Genomic DNA, 23,677 nt, shown 5'->3' on the forward strand with positions numbered 1-23,677 from the left:
TCCTCGCCCTCCTCGCTGCTGCACTGGACCCGCCGCATGATCGAGATCCGCAAACAGAACCCCGCCTTCGGCCTCGGCTCCTACACCGAACTCCAGTCGTCGAATCCGGCGGTCATCGCCTTCCTGCGGGAGTACGAGGACGACCTGGTGCTGTGCGTGCACAACTTCTCCCGGTTCGCGCAGCCCACCGAGCTGGATCTGAGCTCCTTCCACGGCCGGCACCCGGTGGAGCTCTTCGGCGGGGTGCGCTTCCCGGCCATCGGGGAGCTGCCGTATCTGCTGACCCTCGCGGGACACGGCTTCTACTGGTTCCGGCTCCGCAAGGATGCCGCCTAGTACTCGGGGGTGGGGCGGTTTCTCCCGCCCCACCCGTGGGCACGCGTCAGTCACACCCATGACCAGCGATTGGACGCGACGCCATGTCGGAAGCCGTCACACGCTCTGTCATCACCAGCAGCCCCGGCCTCCTCGCGTCCCTGGACCCGCTGCTGCGGGAGTGGCTTCCACGGCAGCGCTGGTTCGCGGGCAAGGGGCGCCCGGTCACGGGGTTCTCGCTGGTCGCCGCGACCGAGCTGCTGCCGGCGAACGGAAAGCTGGGGCTGTTCCACCTGCTGGTCCGCGCCCATCAGCCAATCGCTCCCGTCCAGGGCGCCGTGTCCCACCCGGGCGACTGCTACCAGCTCCTCATAGGTGTGCGCGAGGCGCTTCCGCCCCGGCTGGCGCCCGCGCTGATCGGGCACGTGACGGAGGGGCCGTTCGCCGGACGCACGGTGTACGACGCCCTGTACGACCCCCGGCCCGCCGAGGTGATCCTGGAGGCGCTGCGCACCCGGGCCCGCATCGGCGGGCTGCGTTTCGAGCGGCGGGACGAGATACGCCCGGACCTGGTGCCGCGCGTGGTGACCGCCGAGCAGTCCAACTCGTCGGTCGTCTACGGCGATACGTTCATCCTGAAGTTGCTGCGCCGGGTCGTCCCCGGCGTCAACCCCGACCTGGAGCTGCCGCTCGCGCTGGCCCGGGAGGGCTGTCCGCGGGTGCCCCCGCCGACGGCGTGGATGACGGCGGAGCTGGACGGCGAGTCGTACACGCTCGGCGTGCTCCAGCCCTTCCTGCAGGGCGCGTCGGACGGCTGGGAGCTGGCGCTGCGCGAGCTGGCCAAGGGGGAGGACTTCAGCGCCGAGGCGCGGGCGCTCGGACGCGCCACGGCCGAGGTGCACACCGCGCTCGCCCGCGCGCTGCCCACCGTCACCCTGGGCCATCTGCAGATGCAGTCGCTGGTGGACGGCATGGCCGAGCGGCTGGAGGCGGCCGCGCAGGCGGTGCCCGCGCTGCGGCCGTTCGCCCCCGGCCTGTTCTCGGCGTTCGAGGCGCTCGCCGATCTCGCCGCCGAGGGCCACACCTGGACCGCGCAGCGCATACACGGCGATCTGCACCTGGGCCAGTGCCTGCGCTCCCCGTCCGGCGAGTGGTGGCTGATCGACTTCGAGGGCGAGCCGGCCAAGCCGCTGGCGGAGCGGCGGATGCCGCAGCCCGTGGTGCGGGACGTCGCCGGGATGCTGCGCTCCTTCGACTACGCGGCGCACTCGGCCGACGGGACGCCCGCCCCGGAGTGGGCCGAGGCCTGCCGGGCCGCCTACTGCACCGGATACGCCGAGGTCGCCGGCCGCGACCCGCGGACCGACCCGGTGCTGCTGCGGGCCTACGAGACGGACAAGGCGATCTACGAGGTCCTCTACGAGGCCCGGCACCGCCCCGACTGGCTGCCGGTGCCGCTCGCCGCGGTGCGCCGGCTGGCCGCCCCCGACCCCACCTGACCCACCTCCACCCACCTCCCACCTGACCTGCGCCGAGGAGGCACCGCCCGTGACCCCCCGCCCCCCGTCCAGCGGTTCGGATCCGAAGAAGACGCCCGAGCGGGCCGGTGCCGAGCAGCCGACGGCCGCCCCGCCGAAGAGCGCCGCGAGGAAGACGGCGCCCCAGACGGCCGAGAAGAACGAGAGCGCCGGGAACACCACCCGGAAGAGCGAGGAGAAGGCCGCGGTGAAGAAGACGGCGGCCCGGAAGGCGGTGACGAAGAAGGCCGCGACCAGGACGACGGACGCCACCAAGGCGGCCAAGGCGACCGCGAAGAAGACGGTGGCGAGGACCGCGGCGTCCGCGGCACGGTCCGCACCGGAAGCGGCGGCGAAAGCCGCGCCGAAGAAGGCACCGGCGAAGAAGCCCGCCGCGAAGAAGACCCCGGCCAGGAGGACGGTCGCGGTCAAGGCGGTCGCGGAGACCGGCGGCACGGCAAAAGCCGTCGCGGCGGAGGGGGCGGTGGCCGGGGCGGCCCCGGCCGGGCCGCTGGAGGTGGCCGTCTCACCGGCCGTCGACGCGGGGGACCGCGAGCGGCTGCTCGCCGGCGCGCACCACGCCCCGCACTCCGTGCTCGGCGCGCATCCGGTGCCCGGCGGGGTCGCCTTCCGGGCCTTCCGGCCGTACGCGCTGGGGGTCACGGTCGTCACCGGTGACCTGCGCGCCGAACTGCACGACGACGGGCAGGGGTTCTTCTCCGGGCTGCTGCCGCTGCGGGAGGTCCCGGCCTACCGGCTGGAGGTGGCGTACGAGGGGACGGTGCAGCACACCGAGGACGCCTACGGCTTCCTGCCCACCCTCGGCGAGCTGGACCTGCATCTGATCGGCGAGGGCCGCCACGAGGAGCTGTGGCAGGTGCTGGGCGCCCACCCGATGACGCACCAGGGCGTGACCGGCACCCGCTTCTCGGTGTGGGCGCCGAACGCCCGGGGCGTGCGGGTGGCCGGCACCTTCAACTTCTGGGACGGCACCGGCTTCCCGATGCGCTCGCTCGGCTCCTCGGGCGTGTGGGAGCTGTTCGTGCCCGGCATCGGCGAGGGCGAGCTGTACAAGTTCGACATCACCCGGCCGGACGGCTCCCGGACGCTGCGCGCCGACCCGATGGCGCGCCGCACCGAGGTCCCGCCGGCCACGGCCTCCGTCGTCCACGCCTCGCGCTACGAGTGGCGCGACGAGGAGTGGCTGGCCCGCCGCGCCGACGTCCCGGCGCACGACGCGCCCCTCTCGGTCTACGAGGTGCACCTGCCCTCCTGGCGGCCCGGGCTGACGTACCGTCAACTGGCGGAACAGCTTACGGCGTACGTCAAGGACATGGGCTTCACGCATGTGGAGCTGATGCCGGTCGCGGAGCATCCCTTCGGCGGCTCCTGGGGCTACCAGGTCACCGGCTTCTACGCCCCCACCGCGCGCCTGGGCACCCCGGACGACTTCAAGTACCTGGTCGACGCGCTGCACCGGGCCGGGATCGGCGTGATCATGGACTGGGTGCCGGCGCACTTCCCGCGCGACGCCTGGGCGCTGGCCGAGTTCGACGGGCGTCCGCTGTACGAGCACGAGGACCCGCTGCGCGCCGCGCACCCGGACTGGGGGACATTGGAGTTCGACTTCGGCAGGCCCGAGGTGCGCAACTTCCTGGTCGCCAACGCGGTGTACTGGTGCCAGGAGTTCCACATCGACGGCCTGCGGGTGGACGCGGTCGCCTCCATGCTCTACCTCGACTACTCGCGCGAGCCCGGACAGTGGACGCCGAACGAGTTCGGCGGCCGGGAGAACCTGGACGCGGTGGCGTTCCTGCAGGAGATGAACGCGACCGTGTACCGCCGGGCGCCGGGCGTGGTGACCATCGCCGAGGAGTCCACCGCGTGGGACGGTGTCACCCGGGCCACCCACCACCGGGGTCCGAGCGGCTTCGGCGGTCTGGGCTTCGGGCTGAAGTGGAACATGGGCTGGATGCACGACTCGCTGGAGTACATGAGCCACGAGCCGGTGCACCGCAAGTACCACCATGGCGAGATGACGTTCTCGATGGTGTACGCCTACAGCGAGAACTACGTGCTGCCGATCTCCCACGACGAGGTCGTGCACGGCAAGCGGTCGCTGGTGTCGAAGATGCCCGGCGACTGGTGGCAGCAGCGCGCGAGCCTGCGGGCCTACCTGGGATTCATGTGGTCCCACCCGGGCAAGCAACTGCTCTTCATGGGGCAGGAGTTCGCGCAGGGCTCGGAGTGGTCCGAGGTGCGCGGCCCCGACTGGTGGCTGCTCGACCCGGCGTACGGGGCGGAGGCCGACCACCGGGGCGTGCGGGACCTGGTGCGCGACCTCAACTCCGTCTACCGGGGCGCCCCCGCGCTGTGGCAGCGGGACGTCCACCCCGACGGCTTCCAGTGGGTCGTCGGGGACGCCGCGGACGACAACGTGTTCGCCTTCCTGCGCTACGACGCCGAGGGCAACCCGCTGCTGGCGGTCACCCATCTCGCCCCGGTGGTCCGCCCCGACTACCGCCTCGGCGTCCCCGACGACGTCCCGGCCTGGCTGGAGGTGCTCAACACCGACGCGGCCCGGTACGGCGGCGGCGACGTCGTCCACCCGGAACCGGTCAAGCCGGAGCCCCAGGGGTGGCACGGCCGTCCGGCGAGCATCCGCCTGACCCTGCCGCCCCTGGCGACGGTGTGGCTCCGGCCCGCCTAGCCGTGAACCGAACCCGGGCCGCCTAGCCGTGAACCGGGCCCGCCCGGCCGCGGGCGGTCAGCCGAGGGTGTCCGCCAGCGGCTCGGGCAGGTCGCCGGTGTGCAGCACGCCCAGCCGCTGGGTGGCCCGGGTGAGGGCGACGTACAGGTCGCTGGTGCCGTAACGGGCGGGCTCGACGACGAGGACGGAGTCGAACTCGAGGCCCTTGGCCTGGCGCGGGTCGAGCAGGACGACCGGCCGCGTCAGGTCGGGCTCCGCGCCCGCCGTCACCCCGTCGAGCCGTGCCGCGAGCGCCCGGTGCAGATCGCGCGGGGCGATCACCGCGAGCCGGCCCTCGGCCGGGGTCAGCTCCCGCACCGCGCCGGCGACGGCGCCGGGCAGGTCGTCGGTGGCGCGGGCCCAGGGCCGCAGGCCGGTCGACCGGACCGAGCCGGGCGGCTCGAAGGCGGGGTTCTCGGCGCGGACCACGGCGGCGGCGACCTCCATGATCTCGGCCGGGGTGCGGTAGTTGACGCCGAGGCGGGTGTGCTCCCAGCGGTCCTCGACGTACGGCTGGAGAATGTCCGCCCAGGAGCCGACGCCCGCCGCCTCCGCGGTCTGCGCCGGGTCTCCGACCAGCGTCATCGAGCGGGTCGGGCTGCGCCGCATCAGCAGCCGCCAGGCCATCGGCGACAGCTCCTGCGCCTCGTCCACGATGATGTGCCCGAACGCCCAGCCGCGGTCGGCGGCGGCGCGCTCGGCGGCGCTGCGGTGGTCGGCCTCCTCGTGCCGCTCGGCGAACCGCTCGGCGTCGATGACGTCGTGCGCGGACAGCACCTCGGAGCCCTCCGGGTCGCTGTCCTCCTTGTCCTCGAACTCGTAGGTCCGGGAGGCGTAGGACACGTCGAGGACGCCCTGCGCGAACGACACCTGGGCCTCGCGCTCGCGTTCGGCGCGGGCGCGGACCGCGCGGTCGTCCTCGCCGAGCAGTTCGGCGGCCTCGTCGAGCAGCGGCACGTCGGCCACGGTCCAGGCGCGCGTCACCGGGCGGCGGACGGCGTCCGCGTCCGCCTCGGAGAGGTACCCGTCGGGCGCGGCGAGGAAGTCCGCGACCAGCCGCCGCGGGGTGAGCCGGGGCCACAACCCGTCGATGGCGGACCAGACTTCCGGGTTCTCGGCGAGCTCGTCGCGGATCTGGGTGATGTCACTGGCGTCGAGCAGGTTCGAGCCGTCGTAGGGGTCGGTGCCGATGCGCTCGGCGACCAGATCGGTGAGCGTGTTGAGGATGTGGCCCTCGAAGTGCTCGCGCGCCGCGTTGTGCGGCAGCCCGGTGGCGCGGGTGCGTTCGCGGGCGACGTTCACGAGGCCGTCGTCGAGCATCAGGACCTCGCGGTCGTGCTCGATCGTGACGACCGGGTCGGGCAGCGCCTGCCGGTCGCGTACGACGGCGGCGAGCACGTCGGCCATCTCCGCGCGGCCCTTCACCGCGGCCGCCTCGGGGGTGTCGGCCGCCGTCGCCCGTACGCCGGGGAACAGCTCGCCCACGGTCGCCAGCAGGACGCCGGTCTCGCCGAGGGAGGGCAGCACCTCCCCGATGTAGCCGAGGAAGGCCGGGTTGGGTCCGACGATCAGGACGGCCCGCCTGGCGAGCAGTTCCCGGTGCTCGTAGAGCAGGTAGGCCGCGCGGTGCAGCGCGACCGCGGTCTTGCCGGTGCCCGGACCGCCCTCCACCACGAGCACCCCGCGGTGCGGCGCCCGGATGATGCGGTCCTGGTCGGCCTGGATGGTCCGCACGATGTCGCCCATGCGGCCGGTGCGCGCGGAGTCGAGGGCGGCGAGCAGCACCGCGTCGCCGGTCGGGTCCTCGTGGCCGGTGCGGGTGGCGTCGCCGAGGTCGAGGATCTCGTCGTGCAGGGCGGTGACCCGGCGGCCCTCGGTGGAGATGTGCCGGCGCCGGCGCAGGCCCATCGGGGTGTGGCCGGTGGCGAGGTAGAAGGGGCGGGCGACGTCGGCCCGCCAGTCGATCAGGACCGGTGTGCGGTCGGCGTCGTCGGCGCGCAGGCCGATGCGGCCGATGTGGTGGCTGGTGCCGGAGGCGAGGTCGATCCGGCCGAAGCAGAGCGAGCCGTCCACGGCGTTCAGCGCGGCGAGCAGCCCCGAGCGCTCGGCGACGAGGATGTCCCGCTCCAGCCTGGCCTGCATGGGCTTGTCGCCCTGCGCGAGGGCGTCCGCGACCGAGGTCTCGGTGTCACCGCGCAGCGCGTCCACGCGCGCGTACAGCCCGTCGACGAATTCCTGCTCGCGTCGCAATTCATCGTCCGGAAATTCGGTGTTTGACAATTCCGCTCCCGCCCGGATACACTGTGCTCACTGAACTTATTCGCGACCAATTTCACCGAAGTCGCGAATCGACGAATATACGCGAAGAAATCCCCCGAGCGCAATCGCTCGGGGGATTTCCTCATGTCCGGTGCGGTCAGAGCACGTCGGAGAGCTCCTCCAGGAGCCGGCGCTTGGGCCGGGCCCCCACCATCGCCTTCACGGGCTCGCCGTCGCGGAACACCATGAAGGTGGGCATCGACAGCACCTTGTACGCGTTCGTGGTGTCCGGGTTGGTGTCCACGTCCAGCTGCACCACCTTGAGCCGGTCGCCCTCCTCGGCGGCGAGCGCGGCGAGCACCGGCCCCATCTGCCGGCACGGCGGACACCAGTCGGCGGTGAACTCCACCAGCACCGGCAGGTACGCGCCGAGCACCTCCGTCCCGAAGTCCCCGTCGGTCACCTCTGCCACACCCGCCGCCTTGATCACTGCTCCTGCCCTCCCAGTTCGCACCGCGGTTCCGGACCCCCCGGAACCAGCGCCTCGGCGGCCAGCCCGTCCCTGGCGCGCTCGGCCCTCGCCAGCTGCGCGCCGACCTGCGCCCGCACGGCCCGCAGCTCGCCGATCAGCGCGTCGAGCTCGTCCAGCTTGCGCCGGTAGACCATGAGCGAGGCCGGGCAGGAGTCGCCCTCCGGGTGCCCGGCCCGCAGGCACTCCACGAACGGCCGCGTCTCCTCCAGGTCGAACCCGAAGTCCCGCAGCGTCCTGATCTGCCTGAGCAGCTTCAGATCCGCCTCGTCGTACGTCCGGTGCCCGTTGAGGTCCCGCCGTGCTCGCAGCAGTCCCCGCGACTCGTAGTACCGCAGGGTCCGCGTCGTGGTCCCGGCCCGCTCGGCCAGCTCGCCGATTCGCATGGACAGGAACGTACGCCTTGACGCCGACGTCAAGGCAAGCGCGGCGGCGGCCGTCCTTTCCGCTCCCCTCCGCTCCGTCCTCTCAGGCGGTGCCTCCGGCGGACTCCTCCACCTCCATCAGCGAGGCGCTGTGCCGCTCCTCGTCGAAGGCCCTGCGGCCGCCGCGCAGGCCGAACAGGCGCTTGGCCAGGGCGATGTAGAGGACGGCGAGGATGTTGAGGACCAGCGTGGCGATCTTCACGACGCTGACGTGCTCGCTGAGTTCGTAGATCTCCAGCGGCAGGAAGGCGGCGGTGGCGACCACGGTGAGGTACTCGGCCCACCGCTTGGCGTACCACAGGCCGACCGCCTCGACGAGCTCGACCAGCGCGTACGCCAGCAGCAGGGCGGCCACCACGAGCAGCGTGGAGTGCTGGTAGCCGAAGGTCTTCTGGACGGTGCCGACGACCGGCGAGTGGTCGAGGTCGTAGTGGAAGTGCCGGAAGACCGGGCGGAAGACGGCGAGGTTCTCTTCGAACAGCCGCCGTACCGCGTCCTGGCTGTTGCTGAACTTCCACACCGCCACGGCGACCAGCACGACGAATACCCCGCGCACGGCCCGCTCGATCGCCAGGAACCGCAGGATGAACAGGTCCCTCAGCACCTTCCCGCGCGGCACCAGCGGAGCGTCGGCGGCCGGTCCCGAGCCGTGCGGCTCACCGAGCACGAAGTCGCCGCAGCGCAGGCAGCGCCACGCGTCCCCGAGGGCGGTCCGGGTGTGCAGCCGGACCCGCAGCCGGGGGTCGTCCGGCGCGTAGGTCACGTGCCCCTTGCGCGCGCAGTGGCGCCGGTCCCAGTCGATCTTCATGTCCCCCGTACCTCCGCAGAGCCTCGCACGCGCACGGAACGTGCCGTGCCGGTTGATCCGGCACGGCACGCTAGTGCATCCGGGGAAGAGGGCGGTATGAGGGGCGGCCGGTCAGCGCGCGGCGCCGACCGCCGGCTCCCGCTCCTCCTCGGCCGCCGCGTCCGGGGCGGGGGCCTCCCGGCCGGGCAGCAGCAGGGCGACGAGGAGCGTGCCCACGCCGAGGACCACGGCGCCGACCAGACTGGTGTGCGCGACCGCGTCGGAGAAGGCGGAGCCGACCGCGTCCTTCATCTGCCGGGCGCCCTGGGCGAGCTGCCCGGCCTGTGCCTTCAGCTGGGCGGCCTGCTGGGGGTCACCCGCCCCGGCGGCCTGCTCGGCGAGCCGCCGCGCCTTCGCGCCGATGCCCCAGGCGACCTGGTAGCCGGCGCCGACGGAGTCCTGCGCGGTGGACAGGGCGCTCGGCGGGAGCGTGCTGCCGGCCGTGGCGTCGGAGAGGTGGTTCGCGTACGAGGTCGACAGCAGCGAGCCGAGGATGGCGATGCCGAGCGAGCCGCCGAGCTCCAGCGAGGTGTCGTTCACGGCGCCGCCGACGCCCAGCTCGGACTCCGGGAAGGCGCCCATGATGGCGTCGGTGCAGGGCGAGAGCGCGAGCCCGATCGCCAGGCCGAGGATCACCAGCGGGGCCACGAAGTCGCCGTAGGACGACCCGGCGTCGACCCGCGTGAGCAGGGCGAGGGCGGCGGTGCCGCCGACCATGCCCGCGGTCACGGTGAGCCTCATGCCGACGCGCGGGGTGAGGTAGCCGGTCAGCGCCGAGCCGGCGAAGACGGCGCCGGCGAGCGGCAGCATCCGCAGGCCGGTGCCGAGGGCGTCGTACCCGAGAACGAACTGCAGGTGCTGGGTGAGGTAGTAGAAGGCGCCGAAGACGGCCAGGAAGAACAGCGCGACGGCGAGGTTGGACCCGGCGAAACGGCGGTGCGCGAAGCGGCGGACGTCCAGGACGGGACGCGGGTGGCGCAGCTCCCACAGGACGAAGACGGCCAGACCCACCCCCGCGACGACCGCGGCCGTGACCGCCTTGACGCCCCAGCCGAAGTGCGGGCCCTCGATGATCATGTAGACCAGCGCGCCGATCCAGACCACCGACAGCAGTCCGCCGACGTAGTCGATGCGGTCGTGGTGGGCGGCCCTGGACGGCGGGACCAGGACGAAGGCGGCGACCAGCGCGACGGCGGCGATCGGCACGTTGATCAGGAAGGTCGAGGACCAGCCGTGGTTCCTGAGCAGCGCTCCGGCGACGACCGGTCCGGCCGCGATGGCGAGTCCGGCGGTCGCGGTCCACAGGGTGATCGCCTTGGCGCGCTCGGCGCGCGGGAAGGTCGCGGCCAGCAGCGAGAGCGTGGCCGGCATGATCAGCGCGGCGCCCACCCCCATCACCGCGCGGGCCGCGATGACCGTGGCGGCGCTGCCGGCGAGGTAGCCGAAGACGGCCCCGCCGCCGAACACGACGAGCCCCAGGACGAGCGCACCGCGCCGGCTGTACTTGTCGCCGATCGCGCCGAGCAGCAGCATCAGCGCGGCGTAGGGGACGGTGTAGCCGTCGATCACCCATTGCAGGTCCGCGCTGGACAGCCCGAGGTCCCTCGTCATGTCGGGCGCGGCGACCGTGAGGGCGGTGTTCGCCATCACGATGATCAGCAGGCTCAGGCAGAGCACCAGGAGCGCCCACCAGCGCCGGGCGTAGGGGCGGTCCGTCCTCTCGACCGGTTCCGTCATGACGAGTCGCATGGCTTCGGGTCGCCTTCCTCACAGACGTGCGCGACGGCACTGACACGAGCAACTTGCACAGTGAAGTGCAATTGCACAACCATGTGCAATGTACGGCTACTGCGCAGCGTTGTGCAAATGAAGGAGGTGAAGCCCTCGCGGAGGAACCGGGGAGACCGGCCGCGGGGCGTGCAGAATGGCAGCCATGTCCACGGGTAACACCAGTCGCGCCGACGCGAACCGGCGCCGCATCCTCGATGTCGCCCTAGCCGAGCTGCTGCGGGACCCCGACGCGTCCATGGACCAGATCGCGCGCGCGGCGGGCGTCGTACGGCGGACGGTGTACGGGCACTTCCCCAGCCGCGAGGCGCTGATCAGCACCCTCGTCGACGGTGCGGTGCAGGCGCTGGCGGACGCCCACGCGGCGGGCCGGGAGGGCGTCGCGGATCCGGCGGAGGCGGTGGCGCGCTCGGTGCTGGCGGTCTGGGAGATCGCCGACCGCTACCGGCTGCTCATCGCACTCGCCCAGCGCACGGTCACCATGCAGGGCATCCGCGAACGCCTCGCCCCGGTCCGGGAGAGCGCCGTGGAACTGCTCCAGCGGGGTCTCGACCGGGGCGTCTTCGTCTCCCCGCTGCCCGCGCCGGCCCTGGCGTACGTGCACGAGCAGATGCTGTTCGCGGTGATGGAGGCGGTGAACGACGGCCTGCTCACGGCGCAGGAGGCGGGCCGCTCCGCCGCGGTCAGCGTCCTGGCCGCGGCGGGCGTGCCCGCCTCCCTGGCCACCGCGCTGGTGGCGAAGACGATCGACTGACACCGACGGCCGACCCGAGCGACCGACGGCTACGGCTACGGCTACGGCTACGGCTACGGCTACGGCTACGGCTACGGCGGGGACGAACGGCTGACGCCGACGGCACGGGCGGCCGGACGCCGAGAGCCCGGCCCCGGATCAGGCGGGGCCGGGCTCTCGGTGGGGGCCGGGGCGGCCGCATCCGCCGGCCGGCCCGCGGCCGGGGCGGACGCCCCGGCCGTTCCAGGGGTCACGCCTTGGCCAGCTCCTTCTCCCCGTCCTCGCGCTGCCCGGGCAGCTCGCCGGAGTCGCTCTCGGCGTCGTCCAGCAGCGTCTTCTCGTCGAAGGGCAGCTCACCGGCGAGCACCCGGCGGACCCGGTCGCTGTCGATCTCCTTGGTCCAGGTGCCGATCAGCACCGTGGCGACGGCGTTGCCCGCGAAGTTCGTCAGGGCGCGGGCCTCGCTCATGAAGCGGTCGATGCCGACGATCAGGCCGACGCCGTCGACCAGGGCGGGCTTGTGCGACTGCAGGCCGCCGGCCAGCGTGGCCAGGCCGGCGCCGCTGACGCCCGCCGCGCCCTTGGAGGCGAGCAGCAGGAACAGCAGCAGCGGGATCTGCTCGCCGACCGACATCGGGGTGCCCAGGGCGTCGGCGATGTAGAGGGACGCCATGGTCATGTAGATCATGGTCCCGTCGAGGTTGAAGGAGTAGCCGGTCGGGACGGTGATGCCGACCACCGGCTTGCTGACGCCCAGGTGCTCCATCTTCGCGATCAGCCGCGGCAGCGCCGACTCGGAGGAGGAGGTGGACAGGATCAGCAGGAACTCGCGGGCCAGGTACTTGAAGAGCGAGAGGACGTTCAGCCCGGAGATCACGCGCAGCAGCGCGCCGAGCACGACGAAGACGAACAGGAAGCAGGTGACGTAGAAGCCGAGCATCAGCACGGCGAGGCTCTTCAGCGCGTCCAGGCCGGCCGAGCCGACGACCGCGGCGATCGCGCCGAAGGCGCCGATCGGGGCGGCCCACATCACCATGGCGAGGATGCGGAAGACGAGCCGCTGGATGTGCTCGACGCCCCGCAGCACCGGCTGCCCGGCCGCACCCATCGCCTGCAGCGCGAACCCGGCGAGCAGCGCGACGAGGAGGGTCTGCAGAACCTGGCCCTCGGTGAAGGCGGAGACGAACGTGACCGGGATGATCGACAGCACGAAGTCCACGGGCGGCAGCGCGTCCGCCGAGACCTGGGCGTGGCCGGTCTGCTTGAGGGCGTTGGTCAGGTGCAGCCCGTCGCCCGGGTGCAGGACGTTGCCGACCACCAGGCCGATGGTCAGCGCGACCAGCGACATCACGAGGAAGTAGCCGAGCGCGATACCGCCGACGGCACCGACCTTGGCCGCCTTGCGCACCGAGCCGATGCCCAGCACGATCGTGCAGAAGATGATCGGCGAGATCATCATCTTGATCAGGTTGACGAAGCCGGTGCCCAGCGGCTTCAGCTCCACCGCGAAGGCCGGGGCGATCAGGCCCACGCCGATGCCTATCACCACGGCGACGATCACGGCGATGTACAGATAATGGGTGCGGTCCCGCCTCACGGCGGGTGCGGCAGGTGCCGTATCGGGGGTGCTGGCGGCCACGGCTGCTCTCCTTGACGTCTTCGTCGGCATCACCGGCGTGCGGCTCACGTCCGGGGGATCAGGGCCTGTCCGGCCGGTCGTGCCGCAGACGCGGGGGTCCGGCACGCACATCTGCGGCGTTGTCGTCGGTCGCCGACGCTCCGCGTCGGCTCCCGCCTCCGCCTTGCGGCTGCACGCACCGGACCCACTCGCCCGCGTCGATCGGTCACCGTCGCATTCCTGCGCCACGACCGGCCGGACAGGCCCCGAGGGAACGCGATGACTATCTCCCGCCCTGTGAGGGCGGTCACCCTTCCGTTCATTTAGTTCACGCCACGACTCGGAGGCAGACTGACGGCATGCGCCTCCCCGTCCCCCCGAGACCTCGCAGCCTGGCGGGCCAGCTCTTCGCCATGCAGGCCGTGCTGCTCGCGCTCGTCGTGGCCGGATATGCACTGTTCACCTACGTCAGCGACCGCGGCCAGGCCGAGGAGGCGGCCCGGCGGCAGGCCACGGCGGTGGCCCGCTCGATCGCCGACGCCCCGTCGGTGCGGGCGGCGATCGGTACCTCCGACCCCACCGCGCTGCTCCAGCCGTACGCGCTGAAGGTCCAGCACGACACCGGGGTGGACTTCGTCACGATCATGAATCCGCAGGGCATCCGCTGGACCCACCCGCAGCGGTCCGAGATCGGCAAGCGCTTCCTCGGCACCATCTCCCGGGCCCAGCGCGGCGAGACGTTCACCGAGACCTACACCGGCACCCTCGGCCCGTCCGTCCGGGCGGTCACGCCCGTCACGGCCGACGGCCACGTCGTCGGGCTGGTCAGCGCCGGCATCAAGGTCACGGCGATCAGCCAGCGGGTCCAGGTCACGGCGCTGCTCGCGGTCGCGGCCGGGGTCCTCGCGCTCGGCGCGATCGGCACGTACGTCATCAACGCCCGGCTGCGCCGGCACACCCACGGCATGAACGCGGCGGAGCTCAGCCGGATGCACGACTACCATCAGGCCGCGCTGCACGCGGTGCGCGAGGGGCTGCTGATGCTGGACGCGCGGTACCGGGTGGCGCTCATCAACGACGGCGGGCGGGAACTGCTGGGTGTGCCGAGGGAGAAGGACGTGGTGGGGACGTCGGTGGCGGACCTCGGCCTCCCGGTGCCCCTGACCGGCGCCCTGCTGGCCTCCGAGCCGCGGGTGGACGAGGTGCATCTGACGTCGTCGCGGGTCCTGGTGGTGAACACCTCCCCGGTGTCCGGCGGAGAGCGCCGGGGCACCGTGGTGACCCTGCGCGATGTCACCGAACTCCAGTCGCTGATGGGCGAGCTGGACTCCGAGCGGGGCTTCGTGCAGGCGCTGCGGTCGCAGGCGCACGAGGCGGCGAACCGCCTGCACACGGTGGTCTCGCTGATCGAACTGGGCCGGGCGGAGGAGGCGGCGGACTTCGCGACGGCGGAGCTGGAGCTGGCCCAGGCGCTGACCGACCAGGTGGTCGCGGCGGTGAGCGAGCCGGTGCTGGCCGCGCTGCTGCTCGGCAAGACGGCGCAGGCCAACGAGCGGGGCGTGGAGCTGGTGGTGTCGCCGGACAGCGGCCTGGACGACGGACTGCTGCCCGAGGCCCTTCCGGCCCGGGACCTGGTGACGATCCTCGGCAACCTGGTCGACAACGCGGTCGACGCGGCGCGGGGCGGACTGCCGGCGCGGGTGACGGTGACCGCGCGCACCGAGGGCGCGGAACTGCTGCTGCGTGTGACGGACACCGGTGCGGGGGTCGATCCCGCCCACGCCGACCTGGTGTTCCAGCGCGGGTTCTCCACCAAGCCGGCCGGCCCCGACGGCCGCGGCCTCGGACTGGCGCTCGTCCGGCAGGCGGTGCACCGCCACGGCGGGACGCTGAGCGTGGCGGAGGCCGAGGAGGGCGGGGCGGTGTTCGAGGTGCGGCTGCCGCTGGCGGACGGGGCCCGGGGCCGGGTGCCGGTGCCGGCCGGGGACGGCGACGGAGTGCCCGGAGGCGAGGCATGACCCAGCCAGAGCCCATCCGCGTCCTCGTCGTGGAGGACGACCCGGTCGCGGCGGACGCGCACGTGATGTACGTGGGCCGGGTGCCCGGGTTCGTCGCCGTCGGCACGGCGCACACCGGCGCGCAGGCGCGGCGGATCCTCGACCGCACGCCGGTGGACCTGCTGCTGCTCGACCTGCACCTGCCGGACGGGCACGGCCTGCACCTGGCCCGCTCGCTGCGGGCCGCCGGGCACCAGGCGGACGTCATAGCGGTGACCTCGGCGCGGGACCTGGCGGTGGTCCGGGAAGGGGTGTCCCTGGGGGTGGTCCAGTACGTGCTCAAGCCGTTCACCTTCGCGACGCTGCGGGACCGGCTGGTGCGGTACGCCGAGTTCCACGCGGCGGCCGGGGAGGCCAGCGGGCAGGACGAGGTGGACCGGGCGCTGGCGACCCTGCGCGCACCGGGACCGGCCGCGCTGCCCAAGGGGCTGAGCGCGCCGACCCTGGAGCGGGTGACGGGGGCGCTGCGGGAGGCGCCGGAGGGGCTCACGGCCGCGGCCCTGGCCGAGGCCGTCGGCATCTCCCGCATCACGGCCCGGCGGTACCTGGAGCACCTGGTGGAGGCGGGCCGGGCCGGCCGGAGCCCCCTGTACGGGCAGGTGGGCCGGCCCGAACTGGTCTACCGCTGGCTCCGGGACGCGGGCCGGACGCGGTAGGCGGGAACGGGCGTACGACGGCCCGGCGGGGCGGCCGAGGGGTGACCGCCCGGAGGACCCGCTCTCGCGCCTCCCGCGGGGGTCGGCCCTCGTCGAGCGGGCCCGGGCGGCGCCTAGAAGACCGACTCCGCCTCGTCCATCCGGTCCTTCGGCACCGTCTTCAGCTCGGTCACCGCCTCCGCCAGCGGCACCATCACGATGTCGTTGCCGCGCAGCGCGGTCATCCGGCCGAAGTCGCCGCGGTGCGCGCCCTCCACGGCGTGCCAGCCGAAGCGCGTGGCGAGCACCCGGTCGAACGCGGTCGGCGTGCCGCCGCGCTGGACGTGGCCGAGGATGACCGGCTTGGCCTCCTTGCCGAGCCGCCGCTCCAGCTCGTACGCCAGGGCGGTGCCGATGCCCCGGAAGCGCTCGTGGCCGTACTGGTCGATCTCGCCGTGGCCGTAGTCCATGGTGCCGTCGGCGGGGTGGGCGCCCTCGGCGACGCAGATGACGGCGAACTTCTTGCCGCGGGCGAAGCGCTCCTCGACCATCTTGACCAGGTCGGCCGGGTCGAAGGCGCGCTCGGGCAGGCAGATGCCGTGCGCGCCGGCCGCCATGCCGGACTCCAGGGCGATCCAGCCCGCGTGCCGGCCCATGACCTCGACGACCATCACGCGCTGGTGGGACTCGGCCGTCGTCTTCAGCCGGTCCATCGCCTCGGTGGCCACGCCCACGGCGGTGTCGAAGCCGAAGGTGCGGTCCGTGGAGGAGATGTCGTTGTCGATCGTCTTCGGCACCCCGACCACCGGCAGGCCCGCGTCCGACAGCATCCGCGCCGCCGTCAGGGTGCCCTCGCCGCCGATCGGGATGAGCGCGTCGATGCCGAAGTCGCGGATCATGTCGGAGGCGTTCTCGCAGGCTTCGCGCAGCCGGTCGCGCTCCAGGCGGGAGGAGCCGAGAATGGTGCCGCCGCGGGCGAGGATGCCGCTCACCGCGTTGAGGTCCAGGCTCCGGTAGTGCCCGTCCAGCAGGCCCGCGTAGCCGTCCTCGAAGCCGATGACTTCGTCGCCGTACGTCGTGACCGCTCGGTGCACGACCGACCGGATCACCGCGTTCAGCCCCGGACAGTCGCCGCCTGCCGTGAGAACTCCGATACGCATCGTGCTGTGTCTCCTGCTCGCTGTGGACACCGGTGAGCCAATCCGATTGTTTCACGTCCCCCAGATGGACGCCGCTTCCGCTCCCTCTGCCCCCGGGTCCGCCCTCCTCGCACACCGCCACTGACGGGCGCCTTATCCATCGCCAGGGGTATTGTCAAGGGGGTTCCGCTCACCCCAGTGGGCGATGGTGACCGGCCCAGAGACGCCCCCGACGAAACGGAGAGCACGCGTGACCCGCAGCGTGTACGTGACCGGCATCGACCGCGGCGACGGCCGCCAGGTCGTCGAGCTGGGGGTCATGGAACTCCTGACCCGGCAGGTCGACCGGGTGGGGGTCTTCCGCCCGCTCGTGCACGACGGTCCGGACCGCCTCTTCGAACTGCTGCGCGCCCGCTACCGGCTGTCCCAGGACCCGGCGACCGTCTACGGCATGGACTACCAGGAGGCCTCCGCCCTCCAGGCCGAGCAGGGCACGGACGAGCTGGTGTCGGCGCTCGTCGACCGCTTCCACCTGGTCGCCCGCGACTTCGACGTCGTCCTCGTCCTCGGCACCGACTACGCCGACACCCAGCTCCCCGACGAGCTGTCCCTCAACGCCCGGCTGGCCAACGAGTTCGGCGCCTCGGTGCTCCCGGTGGTCGGCGGCCGCGGGCAGAACGCCGAGTCGGTGCTCGCCGAGACCCGCAACGCCTACCGCGCCTACGACGGCCTGGGCTGCGACGTCCTCGCCATGATCACCAACCGGGTGGCCCGCGAGGACCGCGACAAGATCGCCGGGCGGCTCGCCGACCGGCTGCCGGTGCCCTGCTTCGTGGTGCCGGACGAGCCCGCGCTGTCCGCGCCGACGGTCGCGCAGATCACCCAGGCACTCGGCGGCAGGGTCCTGCTCGGCGACGATGCGGGGCTGTCGCGGGACGCCCTCGGCTTCGTCTTCGGCGGCGCCATGCTGCCGAAGCTGCTGCACGCGCTGACCCCGGGCTGCCTGGTGGTCACCCCGGGCGACCGGGCCGACCTGGTGGTCGGCTCGCTCGCCGCGCACAGCGCCGGCACCCCGCCGATAGCCGGCGTGCTGCTGACCCTCGACGAGGTGCCCGGCGAGGAGATCCTCACCCTCGCCGCCCGCCTCGCCCCGGGCACCCCGGTCGTCTCGGTGTCCGGCAACAGCTTCCCCACCGCCGAGCGGCTGGCCGGCCTGGAGGGCAAGCTGAGCGCGGCCACCCCGCGCAAGGCGGAGACCGCGCTCGGCCTGTTCGAGCGGTACATCGACACCGCCGACCTCAACCGGCGCGTCTCGGCGCCGAGCAGCGACCGGGTCACGCCGATGATGTTCGAGCACAAGCTGCTCGAACAGGCACGTGCCGACCGGCGGCGGGTGGTGCTGCCGGAGGGCACCGAGGAGCGGGTGCTGCACGCGGCCGAGGTGCTGCTGCGCCGGGGCGTGTGCGACCTGACCCTGCTGGGGCCGGTGGACCAGATCCGCAAGAAGGCCGCCGACCTCGGCATCGACCTCGGCGGCTCGCAGCTGATCGACCCGGCCGTCTCCGAGCTGCGCGACGCCTTCGCCGAGCGGTACGCCAAGCTGCGCGCCCACCGGGGCGTCACGGTCGAGCTGGCCTACGACGTCGTCTCGGACGTGAACTACTTCGGCACCCTCATGGTCCAGGAGGGCCTCGCCGACGGCATGGTGTCGGGGTCCGTGCACTCCACGGCGGCGACGATCCGGCCCGCCTTCGAGATCATCAAGACCACGCCGGAGTCGTCCATCGTCTCCTCCGTCTTCTTCATGTGCCTCGCCGACAGGGTGCTCGTCTACGGCGACTGCGCGGTCAACCCCGATCCGGACGCCGAGCAGCTCGCCGACATCGCCGTGCAGTCGGCGGGCACGGCCGCGCGGTTCGGGGTGGAACCGCGGATCGCGATGCTGTCGTACTCCACCGGCACCTCCGGCTCGGGCGCCGACGTCGACAAGGTCCGGGAGGCGACCGAGCTGGTGCGGCTGCGCCGGCCGGACCTGAAGATCGAGGGGCCGATCCAGTACGACGCCGCCGTCGAGCCCTCGGTCGCGGCCACCAAGCTGCCGGGATCCGACGTGGCCGGGCAGGCGACCGTGCTGATCTTCCCCGACCTGAACACCGGCAACAACACCTACAAGGCCGTGCAGCGCTCGGCCGGGGCGATCGCGGTCGGCCCGGTCCTGCAGGGCCTGCGCAAGCCCGTCAACGACCTGTCCCGGGGCGCCCTCGTGCAGGACATCGTCAACACCGTCGCCATCACGGCGATCCAGGCCCGGACGCCCGCCACCTGACGTCGTAGAAAGAGCTGTTGAACACCGTGACTGCACATCGCGCGGCGACCCGTGTCCTCGTCCTCAACTCCGGTTCCTCGTCGCTGAAGTACCAACTGCTGGACATGCGCGACGCCGGCCGCCGGCTGGCAGTCGGACTGGTGGAGCGCATCGGCGAGCAGACCTCCCGGCTCAAGCACACCTGTGTCGCCGCGGGCGACACCCGGGAGCTGAACGGGCCGATCGCCGACCACGACGCCGCCCTCAAGGCGGTCGCCGAGGAGCTCACCCGGGACGGCATCGGCCTGGACTCGCCGGAGCTGGCCGCGATCGGGCACCGCGTGGTGCACGGCGGCATGTTCTTCACCGAGCCGACCGTCGTCGACGACGCCGTGCTCACCGAGATCCAGCGGCTGATCCCGGTCGCCCCGCTGCACAACCCGGCCAACCTCACCGGCCTGCGCACCGCCATGGCACTGCGCCCGGACCTGCCGCAGGTCGCCGTCTTCGACACCGCGTTCCACACCACGATGCCGGAGTCCGCGGCGCGCTACGCGATCGACGTGAAGATCGCGGATCGGCACCGGGTGCGGCGCTACGGCTTCCACGGCACCTCGCACGCGTACGTCTCCCGGGCCGCCGCGCGGCTGCTGGGCAAGGCGCCGGAGGAGGTGAACGTCATCGTGCTGCACCTGGGCAACGGGGCCTCGGCCTCGGCGGTCCGGGGCGGCCGGTGCGTGGACACCTCCATGGGGCTGACGCCTTTGGAGGGGCTCGTGATGGGTACGCGGTCCGGTGACCTTGATCCGGCCGTCATCTTCCATTTGCAGCGGGTCGGCGGAATGTCCATGGACGAGATCGACACTCTCCTCAACAAGAGGAGCGGTTTGTTCGGTCTGTGCGGCGACAACGACATGCGGGAGATTCAGCGCCGTATCGACGAGGGCGACGAAGAGGCGCGGCTCGCCTTCGACATCTACATCCACCGGCTGAAGAAGTACATCGGCGCCTACTACGCGGTACTCGGCCGGGTGGACGCCGTGGTGTTCACCGCGGGGGTCGGCGAGAACGCGGCGGCGGTGCGGGCGGCGGCCGTCTCGGGCCTGGAGGGGCTGGGCCTGGCGGTCGACCCGGAGCGCAACACCGTACGGGACGACCGGGCCCGGCCGATCTCGCCGGACGGCGCGCGGGTCATGGTCGCCGTGGTTCCGACGGACGAGGAAATGGAGATCGCCAACCAGACCTACGCACTGGTCGGAAAGGACGACTGAGGGAATTCGACGGCACTCGCCTGAGCGGGAACCCGCCCATTTGTATCTTCCGCCAGACGGAATATTCCGCAGCGAAACAAACCGATAGGATCGCCCCATGCGCCGTTCGAAAATCGTCTGTACTCTCGGCCCCGCGGTCGACTCCCACGAAAAGCTCGTCGCCCTGATCGAGGCCGGCATGAGCGTGGCCCGGTTCAACTTCAGCCACGGCACGCACGCCGAGCACCAAGGGCGGTACGACCGTGTCCGCGCCGCGTCCAAGGAGACCGGCCGGGCCATCGGTGTCCTCGCCGACCTGCAGGGCCCGAAGATCCGCCTGGAGACCTTCGCCGAGGGTCCGGTCGAACTCGAGCGGGACGACGAGTTCACCATCACCACCGAGGACGTCCCGGGCGACAAGCAGATCTGCGGCACGACGTACAAGGGGCTGCCGGGCGACGTCTCGCGCGGCGACCAGATCCTGATCAACGACGGCAACGTCGAGCTGAAGGTCGTCGACGTCGAGGGCCCGCGGGTCAGGACGGTCGTCATCGAGGGCGGTGTGGTCTCCGACCACAAGGGCATCAACCTGCCCGGCGCCGCGGTGAACGTCCCGGCGCTGTCCGAGAAGGACATCGACGACCTGCGCTTCGCGCTGCGCATGGGCTGCGACCTGGTCGCCCTGTCCTTCGTCCGCGACGCCAAGGACGTGGACGACGTCCACCGCGTGATGGACGAGGAGGGCCGTCGCGTCCCGGTCATCGCCAAGGTGGAGAAGCCGCAGGCGGTGGAGAACATGGCGGACGTCGTGATGGCGTTCGACGGCGTGATGGTGGCCCGTGGCGACCTGGCGGTGGAGTACCCGCTCGAGAAGGTCCCCATGGTGCAGAAGCGCCTGATCGAGCTGTGCCGGCGCAACGCCAAGCCGGTGATCGTGGCGACCCAGATGATGGAGTCGATGATCACCAACTCCCGCCCGACCCGCGCCGAGGCCTCCGACGTGGCCAACGCGATCCTGGACGGCGCCGACGCGGTCATGCTGTCGGCCGAGTCGAGCGTGGGCGCCTACCCGGTCGAGACCGTGAAGACGATGTCGAAGATCGTCCACGCGGCCGAGGAGGAGCTGCTTTCCAAGGGCCTGCAGCCGCTGGTGCCCGGCAAGAAGCCGCGCACGCAGGGCGGCGCGGTCGCCCGTGCCGCCGCCGAGATCGCCGACTTCCTCGGCGCCAAGGGCCTGGTGGCCTTCACCCAGTCCGGCGACACCGCACGCCGGCTCTCCCGCTACCGCGCGGCCCAGCCGATCCTGGCGTTCACCACGGACGAGTCCACCCGCAACCAGCTGACGCTGAGCTGGGGCGTGGAGCCGCACGTCGTGCCGTTCGTCGCCAGCACCGACGAGATGGTCGAGCTCGTCGACCAGGAGCTCGTCAAGCTGAACCGCCTCAACTCCGGTGACACCGTCATCATCACCGCCGGCTCGCCCCCCGGCGTCCCCGGCACCACCAACATGGTCCGCGTCCACCACCTGGGCGGCGGCGGCCGCGACTAGGGCCTGTCCGGCCGCGGAAGGTCTCGTACGGCACTGAGGGCGCCCCCTGCTGATGCAGGGGGCGCCCTCGTGTGTGCGGCTCCCGAACGGGTCTGTGGCGGTGCTCAGTCGGTCGTGTACAGGTGCATTCCGGGCACGTGCAGGTTGCCGCCGAACTGTGCCGCCTGGACCACCCTCACCTTGGTGAAGTAGATCAGCGGGATGTTCAGCGGCGGCGGGTTGTCCGGGTCGAACGTCACCGGGATCAGTCCCAGCAGGTTGCCGGAGATGCTCTCGGTGTACATGACCGTGTCGCCGCCGGTGATCGTGGACTTCGAGCCCTTGGCCGCCTGCACGTGGTAGGTCTTGCCGGACTGCTTGTCCTTCACCGTCTGGTGCAGGTCCCCGATGTCCGTGCCGTCGGAGATGACGTACTTCAGCACCTTCTTGACGGTGCCGTTGGCCGTGCGCACCTCGACGACGCCCTTGTAGTCGGCGCCCTTGAGCGTCAGCGAGCTGGCGTCCAGGTACCAGGGGTCGTCCGCCAGGGGCACCTTGTTGTCGACGCCGCCCTGCGCGTCGGTGGCGGCAGGGCAGTTGGACGGGTCCGTGGTGGAGCTCGCGGACGGGTCGGCCGCGGCGGTGGCCGCGCCGGCCGCGTCCTTGACCGTCCCGGTCACGTCCTGGGCCGCCTTGGACGCCGTGTCGGTGGTGTCCTTGACGGTGTCCTTGACCGTCCCCGTGACCTTGCCGGTCGTGTTCTTGACGGTGTCGGTCAGGCTCGTGCCGGAGGTGCTGTCCTTGGTCGCGCTCGCCGAGGGCGAGGCGGTCGCGGACGGCGTGGCCGTCGACGTGCCGGACGCGGAGTCCGTCGAGGAGCCGCCGGTGAAGATGTTCCCGATGGTGTCGCCGATGCCACCCAGCAGGCCGCCGTCACCGCTCGTGGACGCGGACGGGCTCGGCGAGGCGGTGTCGCCGCCGGAGCCGGAGGAACCCGAACCGCTGTCCGACGTGGTGGCGGACGGCTGGGGCGTGGCCTTCTCGCCGGAACCTGAATCCGGCGAGGAGGACGGGCCCGGGGAACTCCCCGACGAGCCGGACGTCGCCGACGGGGCCGGCTCGGCCGAACCGTCGCCGGTGGAGCCGGTGGAGCTCGCCGAGGCGGACGGCGAGGGCGAGGCCGAGGCCTTGTCCTTGGAGTCCAGCGCGGCGACGCAGTTCTTGTACTCGTCCGCGGTCAGGCTGTTGGCGGACGACGGGGACGTGCTGTTGTTGTCGGCGACGGCCAGGGTCGACGTGAACCCCATGCCCATGAGGACCGCCGTCGGCATGGCCGCCATGGCTATCGCCTTGCCGGCCGGCATGTGGAACCTGGTGAACAGCGGCTTCCTGGGGGCCGCGTGGCGCGGCCCGGTTCTCGCACGGGACTCTTCCACATCAGTCCCGTGGGTCACCTCGTCAGCCGGCACTGTGCCTCCCGTTCGCCCCGTTGGCCGGGCTCGTTCCAGACAGATCGTTCGGCTCGCTCGCCCCGTCCGCCGCGGCGGCGGGAACACCCGTGCCGGCCTCCTCGGCCGGCTGCGCCGCACCCGGCGCCCACGCCACGGCCATCGCCCCGCCGATGAGCGTGAGCAGGAAGCCGACGACGAAGCCGCCGAAGTTGGAGACGGGCAGGGACACCAGGCCCAGCAGGATCGCCGCGATGCCCGCGAAGACCCGTACGTGCTTCTGGAACCAGAGGCTGATGCCCAGGACGATGAGCAGCACACCGATGATCAGGGATCCCGCTCCCGCGGTGGTGGCCATCGTCAGTGTCAGATGGCCGACCTGGAGGTGGGCGTACGGGAAGTACATGATCGGCAAGCCGCCGAGCAAGACGAACAGACCGGCCCAGAACGGTCGGGTGCCCCGCCAGGCGCGGAACTGCAGCCTCCGGCGGCTGAACTGGCCGGCGGGTACGGCAGGAGTCTCGGCGCTCATGGA

At 72.3% G+C, this 23,677-nt stretch carries 18 protein-coding genes; 9 read left to right on the forward strand and 9 right to left on the reverse strand.

Annotation, left to right across the window (positions count from 1 at the left end; all coding sequences use genetic code 11):
• From ACIQ9G_RS10210 to glgB, 3 genes are all read left to right on the forward strand, one after another.
• The coding region (locus ACIQ9G_RS10210) for an alpha-glucosidase C-terminal domain-containing protein (RefSeq protein ID WP_403607978.1) at positions 1 to 336 on the forward strand (336 nt) is incomplete at its 5' end.
• Between the two features lie 83 nt (positions 337 to 419).
• Positions 420 to 1,814 carry a maltokinase gene (locus ACIQ9G_RS10215; protein WP_403607980.1) on the forward strand — a complete coding sequence of 465 codons (1,395 nt, stop codon included), beginning with the start codon at positions 420 to 422 and terminating at the stop codon, positions 1,812 to 1,814.
• A gap of 49 nt (positions 1,815 to 1,863) precedes the next feature.
• Positions 1,864 to 4,542 (forward strand): 1,4-alpha-glucan branching enzyme, encoded by a 2,679-nt coding sequence (glgB, locus tag ACIQ9G_RS10220; protein WP_403607982.1) that lies wholly within the window; start codon positions 1,864 to 1,866, stop codon positions 4,540 to 4,542.
• Positions 4,543 to 4,599: 57 nt separating this feature from the next.
• Here the strand turns inward: glgB and ACIQ9G_RS10225 are convergent, their stop codons facing one another.
• The 5 genes from ACIQ9G_RS10225 to ACIQ9G_RS10245 form a co-directional block, all read right to left on the reverse strand.
• Positions 4,600 to 6,831 (reverse strand): HelD family protein, encoded by a 2,232-nt coding sequence (locus tag ACIQ9G_RS10225; RefSeq protein WP_403607984.1) that lies wholly within the window; start codon positions 6,829 to 6,831, stop codon positions 4,600 to 4,602.
• 166 nt (positions 6,832 to 6,997) lie between these two features.
• Positions 6,998 to 7,312: a thioredoxin family protein gene (locus ACIQ9G_RS10230; protein ID WP_403607986.1), complete on the reverse strand. Its 315-nt coding sequence runs from the start codon at positions 7,310 to 7,312 to the stop codon at positions 6,998 to 7,000.
• 14 nt (positions 7,313 to 7,326) lie between these two features.
• A complete protein-coding gene (locus tag ACIQ9G_RS10235) occupies positions 7,327 to 7,755 on the reverse strand; it encodes a MerR family transcriptional regulator (RefSeq protein ID WP_403607988.1) in 429 nt (142 codons plus the stop codon).
• A gap of 82 nt (positions 7,756 to 7,837) precedes the next feature.
• Positions 7,838 to 8,602 (reverse strand): DUF2127 domain-containing protein, encoded by a 765-nt coding sequence (locus ACIQ9G_RS10240; protein ID WP_403607989.1) that lies wholly within the window; start codon positions 8,600 to 8,602, stop codon positions 7,838 to 7,840.
• A gap of 111 nt (positions 8,603 to 8,713) precedes the next feature.
• Positions 8,714 to 10,390, reverse strand: a complete 1,677-nt coding sequence (locus ACIQ9G_RS10245) for an MFS transporter (protein WP_403607991.1) — start codon at positions 10,388 to 10,390, stop codon at positions 8,714 to 8,716.
• Between the two features lie 175 nt (positions 10,391 to 10,565).
• Here ACIQ9G_RS10245 and ACIQ9G_RS10250 point away from each other — a divergent pair, with 175 nt between their 5' ends.
• A complete protein-coding gene (locus tag ACIQ9G_RS10250) occupies positions 10,566 to 11,183 on the forward strand; it encodes a TetR/AcrR family transcriptional regulator (RefSeq protein WP_403607993.1) in 618 nt (205 codons plus the stop codon).
• 229 nt (positions 11,184 to 11,412) lie between these two features.
• Here the strand turns inward: ACIQ9G_RS10250 and ACIQ9G_RS10255 are convergent, their stop codons facing one another.
• Positions 11,413 to 12,831 (reverse strand): cation:dicarboxylate symporter family transporter, encoded by a 1,419-nt coding sequence (locus tag ACIQ9G_RS10255; RefSeq protein WP_403608791.1) that lies wholly within the window; start codon positions 12,829 to 12,831, stop codon positions 11,413 to 11,415.
• A gap of 308 nt (positions 12,832 to 13,139) precedes the next feature.
• Between ACIQ9G_RS10255 and ACIQ9G_RS10260 the strand changes: the two genes are divergently transcribed.
• Positions 13,140 to 14,798, forward strand: a complete 1,659-nt coding sequence (locus ACIQ9G_RS10260; RefSeq protein WP_403607995.1) for an ATP-binding protein — start codon at positions 13,140 to 13,142, stop codon at positions 14,796 to 14,798.
• Positions 14,795 to 15,493: a response regulator gene (locus ACIQ9G_RS10265; RefSeq protein WP_403607997.1), complete on the forward strand. Its 699-nt coding sequence runs from the start codon at positions 14,795 to 14,797 to the stop codon at positions 15,491 to 15,493. Before ACIQ9G_RS10260 ends, ACIQ9G_RS10265 begins: the two co-directional genes overlap by 4 nt.
• 113 nt (positions 15,494 to 15,606) lie before the next feature.
• Here ACIQ9G_RS10265 and ACIQ9G_RS10270 read toward each other — a convergent pair whose 3' ends face one another.
• Positions 15,607 to 16,632 (reverse strand): ATP-dependent 6-phosphofructokinase, encoded by a 1,026-nt coding sequence (locus ACIQ9G_RS10270; RefSeq protein ID WP_403607999.1) that lies wholly within the window; start codon positions 16,630 to 16,632, stop codon positions 15,607 to 15,609.
• Between the two features lie 229 nt (positions 16,633 to 16,861).
• Here ACIQ9G_RS10270 and pta point away from each other — a divergent pair, with 229 nt between their 5' ends.
• The 3 genes from pta (at position 16,862) to pyk (ending at position 21,715) form a co-directional block, all read left to right on the forward strand.
• Positions 16,862 to 18,937 (forward strand): phosphate acetyltransferase, encoded by a 2,076-nt coding sequence (gene pta, locus ACIQ9G_RS10275; RefSeq protein WP_403608001.1) that lies wholly within the window; start codon positions 16,862 to 16,864, stop codon positions 18,935 to 18,937.
• A gap of 26 nt (positions 18,938 to 18,963) precedes the next feature.
• A complete protein-coding gene (locus ACIQ9G_RS10280; RefSeq protein WP_403608003.1) occupies positions 18,964 to 20,187 on the forward strand; it encodes an acetate kinase in 1,224 nt (407 codons plus the stop codon).
• Between the two features lie 97 nt (positions 20,188 to 20,284).
• Positions 20,285 to 21,715 carry a pyruvate kinase gene (gene pyk, locus ACIQ9G_RS10285; protein ID WP_403608005.1) on the forward strand — a complete coding sequence of 477 codons (1,431 nt, stop codon included), beginning with the start codon at positions 20,285 to 20,287 and terminating at the stop codon, positions 21,713 to 21,715.
• A 104-nt stretch (positions 21,716 to 21,819) separates the two neighbouring features.
• On the opposite strand, the gene ACIQ9G_RS10290 is transcribed toward pyk, so the two are convergent.
• Both ACIQ9G_RS10290 and ACIQ9G_RS10295 read right to left on the reverse strand, forming a co-directional pair.
• Positions 21,820 to 23,163, reverse strand: a complete 1,344-nt coding sequence (locus ACIQ9G_RS10290; protein WP_403608007.1) for a hypothetical protein — start codon at positions 23,161 to 23,163, stop codon at positions 21,820 to 21,822.
• Positions 23,153 to 23,674 carry a DUF6114 domain-containing protein gene (locus ACIQ9G_RS10295; protein ID WP_403608008.1) on the reverse strand — a complete coding sequence of 174 codons (522 nt, stop codon included), beginning with the start codon at positions 23,672 to 23,674 and terminating at the stop codon, positions 23,153 to 23,155. Before ACIQ9G_RS10295 ends, ACIQ9G_RS10290 begins: the two co-directional genes overlap by 11 nt.
• Positions 23,675 to 23,677 lie beyond the last annotated feature (3 nt).

Source organism: Streptomyces sp. NPDC096152, from assembly GCF_044763235.1.
Classification (GTDB): Bacteria; Actinomycetota; Actinomycetes; order Streptomycetales; family Streptomycetaceae; genus Streptomyces.